This is a genomic window from Mycoavidus sp. HKI, from assembly GCF_020023735.2.
Classification (GTDB): Bacteria; Pseudomonadota; Gammaproteobacteria; order Burkholderiales; family Burkholderiaceae; genus Mycoavidus.
The window spans coordinates 930,996-944,736 of record NZ_CP076444.2 but is presented as its reverse complement, the minus strand read 5'-3'; the positions used below and the strand labels follow the sequence as shown (position 1 = coordinate 944,736).

General features: G+C 48.3%; 11 protein-coding genes, 3 tRNA genes and 1 pseudogene. 7 read left to right on the top strand and 8 right to left on the bottom strand.

Translation table 11 applies throughout. The annotated features are described in order from the left end of the window. Nucleotides 1-5: 5 nt before the first annotated feature. From KMZ15_RS03960 to KMZ15_RS03945, 4 genes and pseudogenes are all read right to left on the bottom strand, one after another. Nucleotides 6-824, bottom strand: coding sequence for an ABC transporter permease subunit (locus tag KMZ15_RS03960; RefSeq protein ID WP_223694679.1), 819 nt, complete (start codon nt 822-824; stop codon nt 6-8). Further along, entirely contained in the window at nt 824-1,729 is a 906-nt protein-coding gene (locus KMZ15_RS03955) for an ABC transporter permease subunit (protein ID WP_223694421.1), read from the bottom strand. Before KMZ15_RS03955 ends, KMZ15_RS03960 begins: the two co-directional genes overlap by 1 nt. After that, nucleotides 1,726-2,808, bottom strand: a pseudogene (locus KMZ15_RS03950) (ABC transporter ATP-binding protein); the annotation flags it as partial. The pseudogene KMZ15_RS03950 and the gene KMZ15_RS03955, both read right to left, overlap by 4 nt. A 258-nt stretch (nt 2,809-3,066) precedes the next feature. After that, nucleotides 3,067-4,152: a polyamine ABC transporter substrate-binding protein gene (locus KMZ15_RS03945; RefSeq protein ID WP_308710621.1), complete on the bottom strand. Its 1,086-nt coding sequence runs from the start codon at nt 4,150-4,152 to the stop codon at nt 3,067-3,069. A gap of 247 nt (nt 4,153-4,399) precedes the next feature. On the opposite strand from KMZ15_RS03945, the gene KMZ15_RS03940 reads away from it, so the two are divergent. The 6 genes from KMZ15_RS03940 to KMZ15_RS03915 all read left to right on the top strand — a co-directional run bounded on the left by KMZ15_RS03940 (nt 4,400) and on the right by KMZ15_RS03915 (nt 9,992). After that, nucleotides 4,400-4,978, top strand: coding sequence for an NADPH-dependent FMN reductase (locus tag KMZ15_RS03940; RefSeq protein ID WP_223694413.1), 579 nt, complete (start codon nt 4,400-4,402; stop codon nt 4,976-4,978). A 48-nt stretch (nt 4,979-5,026) separates the two neighbouring features. Continuing rightward, nucleotides 5,027-5,230: a DUF1289 domain-containing protein gene (locus KMZ15_RS03935; RefSeq protein ID WP_223694411.1), complete on the top strand. Its 204-nt coding sequence runs from the start codon at nt 5,027-5,029 to the stop codon at nt 5,228-5,230. Nucleotides 5,231-5,329: 99 nt separating this feature from the next. Then, complete coding sequence (locus tag KMZ15_RS03930; protein ID WP_223694409.1) at nt 5,330-5,941, top strand: glutathione S-transferase family protein; 612 nt, start codon at nt 5,330-5,332, stop codon at nt 5,939-5,941. 243 nt (nt 5,942-6,184) lie between these two features. Further along, on the top strand, nt 6,185-6,331 hold the full coding sequence (locus KMZ15_RS03925; RefSeq protein ID WP_223694407.1) for a burhizin family lasso peptide: 147 nt from the start codon (nt 6,185-6,187) through the stop codon (nt 6,329-6,331). A 108-nt stretch (nt 6,332-6,439) separates the two neighbouring features. After that, entirely contained in the window at nt 6,440-8,188 is a 1,749-nt protein-coding gene (locus tag KMZ15_RS03920) for an asparagine synthase C-terminal domain-containing protein (protein ID WP_223694404.1), read from the top strand. 7 nt (nt 8,189-8,195) lie between these two features. Continuing rightward, nucleotides 8,196-9,992: an ABC transporter ATP-binding protein gene (locus KMZ15_RS03915; RefSeq protein WP_223694402.1), complete on the top strand. Its 1,797-nt coding sequence runs from the start codon at nt 8,196-8,198 to the stop codon at nt 9,990-9,992. Between the two features lie 216 nt (nt 9,993-10,208). Here KMZ15_RS03915 and KMZ15_RS03910 read toward each other — a convergent pair. The 4 genes from KMZ15_RS03910 to gltX form a co-directional block, all read right to left on the bottom strand. Beyond that, nucleotides 10,209-10,285, bottom strand: a tRNA-Asp gene (locus KMZ15_RS03910). Nucleotides 10,286-10,355: 70 nt separating this feature from the next. Beyond that, nucleotides 10,356-10,431 (bottom strand) — tRNA-Glu (locus KMZ15_RS03905). A gap of 95 nt (nt 10,432-10,526) precedes the next feature. Further along, nucleotides 10,527-10,602: transfer RNA gene (locus tag KMZ15_RS03900), tRNA-Ala, on the bottom strand. A gap of 121 nt (nt 10,603-10,723) precedes the next feature. Beyond that, nucleotides 10,724-12,136: a glutamate--tRNA ligase gene (gltX, locus tag KMZ15_RS03895; RefSeq protein WP_223694400.1), complete on the bottom strand. Its 1,413-nt coding sequence runs from the start codon at nt 12,134-12,136 to the stop codon at nt 10,724-10,726. Between the two features lie 190 nt (nt 12,137-12,326). On the opposite strand from gltX, the gene KMZ15_RS03890 reads away from it, so the two are divergent. Beyond that, the gene (locus KMZ15_RS03890; RefSeq protein ID WP_223694398.1) at nt 12,327-13,721 is read left to right on the top strand and encodes an NEL-type E3 ubiquitin ligase domain-containing protein; all 1,395 of its coding nucleotides are present in this window, start codon (nt 12,327-12,329) and stop codon (nt 13,719-13,721) included. Nucleotides 13,722-13,741: the final 20 nt, after the last annotated feature.

Here is a 13,741-nt window from a genome sequence, read left to right as displayed (position 1 = left end):
GAAGCTTATAAGGTTTGCATCCTATGCTTACGCTCCGCAACTTGCATCATATGGGTTGCAATCACAACACCAATTGTTACAACTGTAATAAAAATCGTAGCAAGTGCATTCATTTCTGGATTTAAACCCAGGCGCACGCGCGAGAAGACAACCAACGGCAAGGTTGTCGAACCCGGTCCCGACAAAAAGGACGATAACACAAGATCATCGAGTGACAACGTGAACGATAGCAACCAGCCGGCTATCAAGGCTTGTGAAATTAAAGGTAAAGTGACAGTAAAAAATACCTTAATCGGGGTAGCGCCAAGATCAAGCGCCGCTTCTTCTAGCGCCGGATTTAAGTCGCGCACGCGCGACTGCACAATAATCGCCACATAAGAAATACCCAGCATCACGTGACCCGCCCAGATGGTCAGGATCCCTCGCTCAGCCGGCCAACCGAAGCAATTGCTCAATTCGACAAAGAGCAATAATAACGAGATTCCTTGAATCACCTCGGGAATCACCAACGGCGCATTAATCATCGCACTATACAGCGTAAAGCCGCGAAAGCGCCCCATGCGCGCGAGCACAAAGCCCGCCCAGGTGCCAATGGCCACCGATGCAAAGGCTGTCAGCGCTGCAATCCGTAACGATAACCACGCAGCGGCTAGCAGTTCTTCGTCATGGAGCAGCGCTTGGTACCATTTCAGCGAAAAACCTGTCCAGACCGTCACTAAGGTCGACTCGTTAAACGAGTAGACAATCAAGCTTAGAATCGGCGCATACAGAAAAAAGAAGCCCATACCCAGCATGGTGAGGCGTAATGATCGGTTTGGTTTGATCATGACTTGCTTGCGAGTTCTTTAACTTGGGCGTGCTGAAACAGCGCCATTGGCACGAGTAACAGTAGCACCATCGCACAAGTCACTGCCGAAGCCATTGGCCAATCAGCATTATTGAAAAATTCGTTCCACATAACGCGGCCAATCATTAAAGTATCCGCTCCGCCAAGCAACTCTGGAATCACATATTCCCCCACCGCTGGAATAAAAACCAGCAGACAACCCGCCATAATGCCGTTTCTTGAGAGCGGCAGCGTAATTTGCACAAAGGCTTTCCATGGCCGCGCCCCCAAGTCATGAGCCGCCTCCAATAAGCGCAAATCCATTTTGACTAAATGCGCATAGAGCGGCATCACTAAAAAAGGCAAATACGAATACACCATACCGATATAGACAGCGATATTCGTGTGATAAAGCTCAATCGGGGTTTCAATCAAACCTGCCCACAGCAGAAAATTATTCAATAAACCATTATTCTTCAGAATACCAATCCACGCATAAATGCGAATCAAGAACGAGGTCCAAAAAGGCAGCATCACGGCCATCAGCAAGATATTGCGCGTGGCAGGATGTGAGCGCGCAATGTAATACGCCATCGGATAACCGAGCAACAAGCACAGCCCGGTCGAAATCGCCGCCACTTTTAATGAATTAACATAGGTCGCAAAATACAGGCTATCTGTTAGCAAGAACGCGTAATTCGATAATTGCAGAGTGATTTTTAGCGCGCCATCTTTGAGCGCGGTCAACTCGGTATAAGGTGGAATTCCCAGCCGCAAATCCGTAAAGCTGATTTTTACGACCAGCAAAAAGGGCACAAAGAAAAAAAGTAATAGCCAAATATAAGGACCCGCAATGACCGCGGCGCGGCCCTGTGGGGCTAAGCGTTGCAGCCATACCTTCATTTCGTCAGCACCACGCCCGACTCTGGGCTCCAACTGATAAACACCTCATCCTCGTAAGTAGGCGCTTGCATTTCAGTGAGCGCTAGACTTGAAACATTGGCCACCACCATCTTGCCGGAATCAAGCACCACATGGTAAAGCGTGTAGCCGCCCCGATAGGCAATATTGTCGACTTTACCGCGCGCCCAGTTGTAATTTTGCGGCGGTGCTTGCCGCGTAACGGCAACCCGCTCTGGGCGCACTGAAATCATCACCTCCATATCAAGCTGGCCAGTGACCCCATGGCTGACATATAGGGGTTTAGACAATTCCGGGCTATGCACAAAGATATGATCGGCCTCGTCCTCAACAATCGTGCCGGCAAATAGATTGGCCGAGCCGATAAACTCAGCGCAAAAGCGGCTATTTGGATATTCATAGACTTCGTGCGGCGTGCCAATTTGCACAATCCGCCCATCCGTCATCACCGCCAGCCGGTCTGCCATGACCATGGCTTCTTCTTGGTCATGCGTGACCATGATGCAAGTCACACCGACTTTATCGAGAATATCCATTAATTCAATCTGCGTGCGCTGCCGGATTTGTTTATCTAGCGCCGACATCGGCTCATCCAGCAACAGCAACTTAGGCCGCTTCACCAGGCTACGCGCCAGCGCCACACGCTGCTGTTGCCCACCCGACAATTGCTGCGGCTTACGCTTAGCCAGATGGCTCATTTGCACCAGTTCAAGCGCACTCGCTACACGCTCTTGAATTTCCGCTTTGGGTCGGCCCTCTTGTTTTAACCCAAACGCGACGTTAGCTTGTGCCGTCATATGAGGAAACAGCGCATACGACTGAAACATCATATTCACCGGACGCCGATAGGGTGGCATTTGGGCCAGGTCTTCACCATCAATGAGAATCCGGCCCGAGGTCAAGGTTTCAAAACCAGCCAGCATCCTGAGCAAAGTCGATTTGCCACAGCCTGAACTGCCAAGCAGAGCAAAAATTTCCCCTTTTTTGACTGACAGACTGACATTTTGCACGGCAGTCGTCGCCCCAAATTTTTTGACTGCATCAATAACTTGCACGAAGTCACCTTCCTGGCTGAGCAGGCTAAATGGCTTAGTAGGCGTAACGGAAGGGGTCCATCCCAATCCATGCGAGGAATCACTGCTCATTAAAAATTAATCCCACTGACTCAAGAGAGTTGAATTTGACAGTTTGCCACCGGTTTAGAGCGGACATCTTATTTAAAAAATCAGATTTTATCTATGCTGCAGCTTACTGCCAATCAAAAATTTAGATCATTCACATTTACTTCATGGGTGCCTACGCTTAGCCACCATAAAAAACTAAAATCCCGTTTTAAATTCAGTCCAGAGTCGCGTCATTAAACGCGCCGTCTCAGGCGGTAGCGGCTTAAGCAAAAATAGCTTTTTAATCATCTCGGGGCTGGGATAAATTGCCGGATCGTTCGCCACTAATGGATCAAGATACTTCTTAGCCGCCAGATTCGCGCTGGGATAGTAGACTTGGTTAGTCATGGCGGCATGCACCTGTGGCGTTTCAATATAGTTAATCCATTGCAGCGCAGCTTCTTTATGCGGTGCATCTTTGGGAATGGCCATCACGTCAAACCAAATAGGCGCCCCACTGCGCGGAATAAAATATTGAATCTGATACTCTTTCTTTGCCTCACGCGCACGGCGCCCAGCAATCACCACATCGCCGGACCAGCCAAAAGCAAAACAGATATCGCCCCCGACTAAATCATTGATATACCCCGATGAATTAAATTGCGTAATATAGGGCCGGATTTGCTTGAGCACCTTGAGCGCCGCCCTATAATCTTCCGGGTTTGTACTGTCGGGGGCTTTACCAAGATAATGCAGCGCTGCGGCAAACAATTGATCTGGCGCATCCAGCATAGACACTCCACAACTTTTCAGCTTGGATACATATTCGGGCTTAAAGAGAATATCCCAACTATCAAGCGGCACATCTTCACCGAGCACCTGACGCACTTTGGTGACGTTATAGCCTAGACCCGTCGTGCCATAGGCCCACGGCACAAAATAACGGTTACCCGGATCGGCGCCGGCAACAATCTCCATCAGTTGAGGATCAAGATTTTTCAGGTTAGGCAGTTTTGATTGATCAAGCGGCTCAAAAATGTCTGCGGTACGCAGCCGGCCAGCATAATTGCTGGGGGGGGTCACCACATCGTAACCAGAGCGTCCCGTTAACAGCTTCGCTTGCAAAGTGTCAGCACTATCGTAAACGTCATACCGTGCTTTAATGCCCGTTTGTTTTTCAAAACCGGCAACCGTATCCTTGGCAATATAGTCAGACCAATTATAAAGATTCAGCCGCGGCTCGTTTGGACCGGCCAACGCCAATGGCGTAGCGCACCATACACAGATTAAAACTTGCGGCAAGCGCAACCAGCGTTGTGCTGCCAGGAGCCAGAACGATACAGCAGATAAAGTCAGATGGCCGGCTATTTTAATCTTCATTTTTGCGCTTCCTGGTTTTAACGCGAGGCGAAACTTACCCTTGAAAAACGCAAAAATATCACCAAACTCCAATGAAAGCGACCATCGTTATAAAAAAATGCGCGATATCGTCGTAATAAACTTACAGCTCGGCTACAGTAGCCCTCTTCTCACTCTTTAAAGGTTGCATATGAACGCTCCCCGTATCCTGGTCTTGGCTGGTTCACTGCGCACCGGCTCCTACAACCGCTTACTTGCCAAAGCAGCCGCACAGCAACTGGAGACGCTAAACGCGCAGGTCACCCGATTAGATCTAGCCGATTATCCGCTGCCAATTTATGACGGCGACCTAGAGCAAGCCAGCGGTGTGCCAACGATTGCCCGCGAGTTGCACGCGGTCATCGCGTCTCATCAAGGTGTGTTTATTGCCAGCCCAGAGTACAATGCAAGCGTTCCACCGCTGTTACTAAATGCCATTGCTTGGGTCTCCCGCGTCAATGAAAATGGCGGCAAACTCACCGCCTTCGGCCAGCCAGTGTTTGCCCTTGGAAGTGCTTCACCCGGCAATTTTGGAGGCTATCGCGGGCTGTTAGCATTGCGTCAATTATTGGCCTGGACACTACAAAGCCAGGTTTTGCCACAGGTGGTAGCAGTGGGCCAAGCTCACATTGCATTCGATGAGCAGGGCCAACTCAAAGACGAATCAGCTAAAAATATGCTGAAGGAATTGACTGCACAACTCGTAAAAATAGCCAGTTGTGTAAAATAAAAGCGACTTTATATCCCCACTACGCGTAACCCTGATTCACAAAAACTGATGTCATCCACACTGCACGACCTTCCTGATAGCCCTTGTATCGGCATCTGTTCAACTCTTTTTGATGAAGTTTGCATAGGCTGTGGGCGAACTGCATTTGAAGTATCAAACTGGGTATTTTTCAGTGATGAAGAAAAGCGCCTAGTGTGGCAGCGCATCATCCAAGAGAATCAGGCCATGCGTTTCACGCGCGGGCCGGCATAAACCGAGAGAAAAACCGATTATTGCAAGCATTTCGAGTTAAGCTAGCGCGAGTTGCGTCAAGCAACCCGCCTTTCAACCTATTCATTTAAAGAGGTCGTGATGCTCACTTTATATTTTGCCCCTCATACCTGCGCACTTTCTGTACTGATTGTATTGAAATGGCTTGATGCGCCTCATAAAGTTGAAAAAGTGAAGTTAGGCGACCCGGCATATCAAAAACTCGTACCGCTTGGCATGGTGCCGGCGATGACGGATGATGAGGGCCCTATCATGACGCAAGCGGCCGCTCTTTTAAAATATCTCGTCAATAAATATCCACAAGCACAGCTAGGCAGCGATGGCACCCTTCTTGGCAACTATGCACTTGATGAAAAGCTTTCCTTTCTGACCGGTGATTTTCATCCAGCTTTTTGGCCTTTTTTCTCGCCAAAGCGCTATACCGTGAATAGCGATGAAGAAAGTATCATGGCGGTAAAAACCGCAAGCTATGCTCGCGTTGATCGGGTGATGCTGGAATTGGATCGTCAGCTTGACTCAACTCCATATCTGCTCGGTCAACACCGCAGTATTGCCGATGCTTATGCATTTACCATGGCGCGTTGGGCAGACTATTTTCCTAAAACGACTCGCCACTATCCTAACGTCCATCGTTTCATGCAAGCCATGCAGACAGATGAAGGCGTGCAAGCCGCATTGCAACATCAAGCTTAAAAACAGCCCGCATAAAGCGGGCTGTTTTTAAGCTTTTATTTTAGAATTCAGAAAAGAAATTCACCCGTTTAGTTTAAATAAAAAATCTTTTGCTTAATAGCATTTTTCTACTATGATTAATAAGACACGCGATGGAATGTTCCGGGGGGTTTTCACTCGTCACATCTGTCCGTGTATTAGCTACTGTCATTCGCCTGCATCTTGGGGCGGCTTGTTTTTAATAATAGATATTAGGAAAAAATCATGACCAAGAGCAAAGCAATCAATACGCAAGAGATCCAATTGGACGATGATGCACTGATGGAGTTTTGTGCGTCTGAATCGACCATGGGCGCCGTCGGAGAAAAAAATGAAGCTGGTTTTGGCAAGTACGACGACGACGCAGTTTGACCTTAAATAACCGCTTAAGTTCTTAAGGTGACGCCGGGCAAGCGCTCATAAACGCTTGCTCGGCGTTCTGTTGACAGCAGCTACACAAAAAGGAATGGAAACTCCCCTATGACCGTTCTCGGCATCGCTTATCCCAAAACACAGGAGCTTTTAACAGCAAACCGGGACTGGGTTTTAACCCATGATAAAAGCGGCCAGCTAGCGGGTGCATTATGGCAAGAGGCAGATGAGCGTCATAGTACGCGCGCCCTGTGTCGAGAGGAGGCAGCGTATTTTTATTGCTTTTATGGACAAGCGTTTTCAAAGCAAGACAATACTGAAATTAATGAAAGTGACCTACGTGAAATTGCCTTAAAAGGCCCCGCTTTATTAACCGCCAAATTTTGGGGGGCGTATTTATTTGTTTGCTTTGATAAGGCGGCCAAAAAATTTATTTGCTGTTGTGACCCAAGTAATCAGTGGCCCGTCTATTGGTCATGGTCTGAGCGTCACGGGCTACTGTTTTCAGACACGATGACCTGTTTGCATCAGGCGCTTACAGAGGCAGGCGAGCGCCCGGGATGGAATACATCGTTCTTTACCACTTGGTTACGCACCGGCTCGGTACAAAGTGGTGAGATGCCATTTGATCGTATTTCAGAACTTCCGGCAGGGTGTGCGATTTTCTATACGCATGGAGGCAAGCCAGAGATGCTGCCTGTTTGGGACCCGCTCATGCGTTCTGCCTATGGGCCTCTCGCTCAAAATCCATACGATATTTTAAAAAATTACCTGAGTTTGCATGTATCTGACGACGATCGGCCGGTCTTAGAGCTTTCAGGTGGCTTGGAGTCGAGTTCCGTGTTGCTGGCTTTGCGGGCGCTAGCCCCTACTACGCAACGGCTTTCTTGTGCCCATTATTACAACTCCAAGATTGGCTCGTCCAATGAGCTTGAGCATGCGCGCCGCGTTGCTCACAGCACGGGCGCCCACCTTAACGAGATTGATAACCCAGTTTTGTCATTCGCTCCGACCACGCAAATCCCGCGCGTCGCGAAGCCGCATCTCCGCTATTGCTTGCTCGCCTTTCATCAGCATTTTGCCAACTCGCTCGACGAGCGTGAAAACAGCATGTTAATTAGCGGACATGGCGGAGATGCACTTTTTCTCGCACCCCCGCCTTTTGGTGTATTAGCCGATGCAATGCTCACCTTACGCTGGCGGCAGCTGTTTCGGATGGCGATGGATTTGGCATTGATCCGCCGAACATCGCTCGCCCAAATTATGTGGCATGCAACCCAGTCTTTATTTTCTCCAAATCCTGCTAAAGGACTTAAGAGCACGTTTGGGCTACTGTCTGACGCAGCTCAACTAGAGCCACTCGATGGCTGGTCCCATTTACATCCATTTATTCAGAAGACCAAGGTTCGCCTGCCTGGCAAGTTATACCAGTTGTTCCTGGCATACTTGTCACTAGATGATGTCAGAACCCCCGCCTATCCTTTCAAAAGCGGCACGCATTATCCATTTCTTTGTCAGCCAATGGTGGAATTCGCTTTGTCGGTACCCAGCTACCGTCACTTTGAGGGTGCACATAATCGCATTGTCCTTAGAAAATCCGTCTCCGCCGCGACTCATTATCCGCACCTCTGGCGGCGTAATAAAGGCGAAACATCCGGCATCAATTTGCTCGGCATACGCCAACATAAAGACCATGTGATGGCACACTGCCTTGAGGGTTACCTAGCCAAGGAAGGCTATATTGACCCTATTCGAACCCGCACGGCAATCCAAGAGAGCAGCAAAGGTCGTAATGGCTATTTCATGGACCTTATGCAGGTTTATGCCGCTGAACTCTTTATTCAAGGATGGCAGTAGCTAGCAGGTGAGAGCACTAAAAATATCCAAAACTTTCAAAACGCTTGGTTTTCTACTGAGTTGCTTATGGGCAAATGAGCGCTATGCGCGCGTGCAAGTTGCTGCCGCCATTGCCTGTACAGCTTTTGTGATTGGCCTGAGCGTCGTGACACCCGTGCTCCTCAAATGGCTGATCGACGGTTTTTCTAGTGTATCGACTTCATCCATCACGGCCTATATGCTATGCATAGCTTACGGCTGTGCGTGGTTCCTTGCGCAGGCCTTGCGGCGAGGCGAGCAATATCTTGCGATTGCAATCAACGAGCGCATCAAGCGATTCATCACACTAAACTATGTCAGCCAGGTACTCGATCGTTCTGCTGCAGCGCTCAGTGAGCACCAAAGCGGTGCTGCCGCGAGTGAAGTGAGCCGAGCGCAAGACAGTGTGATGCGCGCACTGTTCGGAATTTTCTGGAATATCGCGCCACTTTGCGTTGCAATCGGCTTGGCCTGTATTGTCGTGTTTTCGCTGTTTGGTGCGGTCTATGCTGCGGTGCTCATCGGCTTTTTAGCCGCTTATCTGTATTCCACCATGCTCACAGTTGCGCACTGTACGCCATTGCAGCGCAAGAAAAATCTGCTATCGGATCGTGCCTCGGCCTGTCTGATTGATACGCTGACGCATGCAGATACTGTCAAAGCCTTTTCAAATGAAGCCAGCGAACTAGCGCAGCTTGAGGGCACTTTCAGAGCCCGCGAACAAGCCAGCATCCAGATCGCACGCCACATGGAGGTGCTCGGCGCGCTGCAGTTATTAATTGTTGGCATCGGGCTAACCACGATGACCTCTCTGGCGTGCCGCGATATCCTCGCGCACCGGCTTACTGTGGGCGACTTCGTACTTTTAAATAGTTACCTATTGCAATTTACGCTGCCGTTGAGCACGTTCGGTTATGTCATCCGTGAAGCTCGGCTGGGCTTGTTTAATCTTGAAGAACTACTGGACAAAATCAATACCCGATGGCTTTTCAAGCCCGCCAGCCGTACGCTTTTTGAACGAGCGCCATCGATCGAATTCAAGCAAGCTGATTTTAGCCATGTGCCTGGCAAATATGTTTTACGAGAGGCTAGTTTTTCAATTCCAGCGGGGGCATTTTGTGCAATTGTCGGCCCGACCGGGGTCGGGAAATCTACCTTGATGAAACTGCTGTTGCGTTTGTATTCGCTCGATAGCGGCGCCATTCTGATCAATGGTCAACCGATTGAATCGTTTTCCGAGCAAGTGCTACGCCAGTCGGTCAGCTATGCGACTCAAGACGCGCATTTGCTAGATCGTTCGCTGCGTGAAAATATCTGTTTTGCTTGCCCGCAGGCAGCAGACACAGAAATTGCGCGGGCCATCAACACCGCAGCACTCACGCCGGTGGTCGCCGCTGCAAGCGCTGGGCTCGAAACGCCGATTGGCGAACGAGGCAACAAACTATCCGGCGGCGAACGGCAGCGCGTAGCGCTCGCCCGTGCACTTTTACGACCCAGCCACCTACTTCTTCTAGACGAGCCGACGGCGGCGCTCGACGCGCAAACTGAGGCGACGATTTTCAAGAATTTGCATGAAGAGTATCGACAAACCACTCGACTGATCATCGCACATCGGCTGCCAGCCATTCAGCATGCGGATTTAATCCTAGTATTAAAAGACGGCACTATCGCTGAGCAAGGTAACCATCGCAGTCTGTTGGCGCAAGACGGTATTTATGCCAGCCTCTGGCATAAGCAGGTTGGGTCTAATGTCATTGAACAGCGTCAAGTCAGCGCAGCTTTTTGAGTCTTTTGTTGAATCTACTCGCTTCGACTTTGGGTTACGTCAGCTTGATGACGTTTGAAAAAGAATGGCTTGCTAGTCAGATTACGCTGGCGGCCTAATTCGTTCGGCTAGGGGGTACGCAAAACAGGAGCAAGGTCAAAGACCCGTAGGCCTTTATATATAGGCCTTTTAATTCTTTTTTTTCAAGGAAATATGTCTACTACTACTTTATGTAATTGGCGGAGTGGACGGGACTCGAACCCGCGACCCCCGGCGTGACAGGCCGGTATTCTAACCAACTGAACTACCACTCCAAGCAAGCAGATGAAGTACTTAACTCATCATCTGTTTGACGCAAACCAAGCATAACGCCGGCTTGAGATTTGGCGTCCCCTAGGGGATTCGAACCCCTGTACTCACCGTGAAAGGGTGATGTCCTAGGCCTCTAGACGAAGGGGACAAATTCTTTTTTTTCACATTCGCGAAAGCATTGCATTATAGCGGCAATACCTTTACTTGTGAAGCTTTCTTTACTACTTTTACTACTGCTTTAATTGGTGGAGGTAAGCGGGATCGAACCGCTGACCTCTTGCATGCCATGCAAGCGCTCTCCCAGCTGAGCTATACCCCCACAAAGAAAACGCGATTTTAAAGAGCAAATCACACTTTGTAAATACTTATCTCATTAATAAGCCAAATTTCCACTTCTAGACACTCAAATGCAACGGGTGGCTCGATTGAATCTCACTCACCTAACGAGTAACCGTAGCAAGCCTTGCCAGCACTCTTTCGCGGCCAAATAATTCAAGCACAGCATCGATCGATGGCGTATGCGTGGTCCCTGCTATCAACAAGCGTAACGGCATCGCCAACTGCGGCATCTTAAGCCCATGTGCCTTTAATACTGTTTTAAGGGCGGCATTAATTGTCGTGCGCAGCCATTCAATATTGCTTAAATTCTGTCCAAGCTCAGCCAGCGCTAGGCGCACAGGCTCAGTTAAATGTTGCGCAAGTTCATCTAGAGGCGTGTCTGGCGCTCGATAAAATATCACTGCGGCAGCTGCCAATTCTCTTAGCGTTGCGGCTCGATCTTTCAGTAGCGCAACCACCTCAGTTAACGCCGGCCCTTGGGTCCAATCGACTTCAAGCGTGGTAAGAAACGGCTGCACGAGTTGAGCCAAACGAGCATCATCAGCATGCTTAATATAATGCTGATTGAGCCACTTCAATTTATCCGGGTCATATTGAGCTGGCGATTTGCCCAGATGCTCAAGGTCAAACCAAGCGACCAGTTGCTCGCATGAAAAAATCTCGTCATCGCCATGTGACCAGCCTAAGCGAGCTAGATAATTCAGCACCGCCTCTGGTAAATAGCCCTCGTCACGATATTGGATAACGCTCATGGCGCCATTACGCTTTGACATTTTCTCGCCATTCGCATCTAGCACGGTAGGTAAATGTGCGTAAATAGGCGGGGTCTGGCCGAGCGCGCTTAAGATATTAAGTTGGCGGGGGGTGTTATTCACATGATCATCGCCGCGGATCACATGCGTGATACGCATATCAATATCATCAACGACGACACAAAAATTATACGTGGGCGTGCCATCTGGCCGCGCAATAATCAGATCATCCAGTTCTTGGTTGGCAATCTCAACCCGTCCTTTAACGGCATCCTCCCAAATGACGGAGCCTGTGGTTGGGTTTTTAAAACGCACAACGGGTTTAACGCCAGCCGGCAGCGGCGGTAATTGTTTACCCTCCTCCGGCCGCCAGCGGCCGTCATAGCGCGGCTTTTCACCGCGCTCACGCTGTGCATCACGCAGCCTATCAAGCTCTTCTGGCGACATATAACAAGGATAAGCTAAACCTGCCGCTAGCATTTGCGCTATCACCTCGCGGTAGCGATCCATGCGTTGCATTTGATAAAAAGGCCCCTCATCAAGAGTAAGCCCAAGCCAAGCCATGCTCTCAAGGATCACGTCCACCGCCGCTTGCGTTGAGCGCTCTAAGTCTGTATCTTCAATCCGCAAAATGAACGTACCGCCCGCTCGACGAGCGAACGCCCATGGGTAAAGGGCTGAGCGAATATTACCGAGGTGAATAAAGCCAGTAGGGCTGGGTGCGAAACGGGTGCGCACCGTAGAGTTTTTAATTTTGTCCATATTGAAAATTATATCAGTAGTGATCGGGCACCCCCAAAAATTGGATACACTATGCTGATTGCTACAAAGGTTCATACCACCCGAGAACTTGGCGCATGGATTAATACAATACCCGCGTGCGCAAATCTAAATTAGACTTTTTACACTTATATCCTATATTAAATATAGGGGCGCTACTTAGATAAGGGCCATGCATTTTTTTCGTTTATTCATTTTTGGCGTATTATTTTCCATTATAGGCTGTGGAGAGAAATCGCTAGATACGGCGGGTTCGGATACTACTGAATTATATCAGTGGCAGTCTCTTGGACAACCTGAAGAAAATCGCGCAGAAGCTATCCGGCGCATCATTGAGTGCGACAACTGTTTTAAATTAGACTTAAGTCATCTAGGCTTGCGCGAACTGCCGCCCTCATTAGGGCTATTTCAGAAATTTAATCAATCCATGATCTTAAATTTGGCGCACAATAAATTGCATGATTTGCCTGGATTTATTAACCGACTATCTAGCCTAAAGCTCATCATTTTGTCAAACAATGAGTTCAATGAATTGCCTGACGCCATCAATCAATTGCCTGATTGTTTCGTTGATATACGAAATAACCCTTTGTCCGCGGAAGCCAAGGAAGCAATTCTTTTTTTATATAGCTTGCGTCAATTTAATAAGCCAAAGCGACTCATCTTTGATTATAATCACGAAATACTTCAATTGATTTCTGAGCGCATACTACTCGCTATTGCGATTCAGCCATGGCTCCCCCCTTCTGATAAAACCCGTACACGGTTCGATAACTGGGAAGCCGGCGTTAATATAAGCGACGCTCAGAACCTCAGATACTTCCTCTCAAAATTATGGGAAACAGCAGATGCTCAAAACCAAATCGGCTTAGAGCGCTTAAAACAACGAGTGCAGCATGTACTCCTTGAACTTCAGCAACGTCAGGATTTGCGGCCTTTTTGTTTTGATCTCGTAAAAGATGCCCTAGGAGCGTGTGGTAATAGAGTGGATATCGGTCTCAACAATATTGAGCACACTATCCTTAATGCAAAAGCTGAGTCTGGAGAGATCGAGCCAGAAATATTAGAGAAAATGGTTATACAACAATTTCGCTTAAGAGAACTCGCGCCCATTGTATGTGAAAAAGTAAAGCACGTTTCGTCAAATACTCAAGTCGAAGTTTATCTTGCCTATCAACTAAAATTAAGAGAACAATGGGATCTATTGATCCAAGGGCAAGACATGCTTTATTCTGCATTGGTCAATCTTACGGATGAAGAACTCGATTTAGTTAAGAAAAAATTAAAAGCAGCTGAGCAAGAAGAAAAGCTCTTCACTTTCTTTTTTGAACATGAAGCATGGCAACATTATCTAGAAAGAAAATATGCAGATAAATTCAATACATTAAAAAACCAGCGAGACGCTGAATTTAATATATTAGAGAATCGATATGAAGAACTATCCGAAGAATATCAAGAACAGATTGAGGTTATAAACAAAAATGCAGAAAATAGGCTAGATATATTACGGCAAGAAATAAACCAACTCGAGTGGGCCGAGTTGAAAACCCGGCACATTATTCAATAAGAAATGACGCACCATACAGA

Coding starts and splice junctions, on each gene's coding strand:
- KMZ15_RS03930 (WP_223694409.1), top strand. CDS start 5,330: ATGCTCACTTTATATTTTGCCCCTCATACCTGCGCACTTTCTGTACTG.
- KMZ15_RS03940 (WP_223694413.1), top strand. CDS start 4,400: ATGAACGCTCCCCGTATCCTGGTCTTGGCTGGTTCACTGCGCACCGGC.
- gltX (WP_223694400.1), bottom strand. CDS start 12,136: ATGGACAAAATTAAAAACTCTACGGTGCGCACCCGTTTCGCACCCAGC.
- KMZ15_RS03920 (WP_223694404.1), top strand. CDS start 6,440: ATGACCGTTCTCGGCATCGCTTATCCCAAAACACAGGAGCTTTTAACA.
- KMZ15_RS03890 (WP_223694398.1), top strand. CDS start 12,327: ATGCATTTTTTTCGTTTATTCATTTTTGGCGTATTATTTTCCATTATA.
- KMZ15_RS03925 (WP_223694407.1), top strand. CDS start 6,185: ATGACCAAGAGCAAAGCAATCAATACGCAAGAGATCCAATTGGACGAT.
- KMZ15_RS03935 (WP_223694411.1), top strand. CDS start 5,027: ATGTCATCCACACTGCACGACCTTCCTGATAGCCCTTGTATCGGCATC.
- KMZ15_RS03955 (WP_223694421.1), bottom strand. CDS start 1,729: ATGAAGGTATGGCTGCAACGCTTAGCCCCACAGGGCCGCGCCGCGGTC.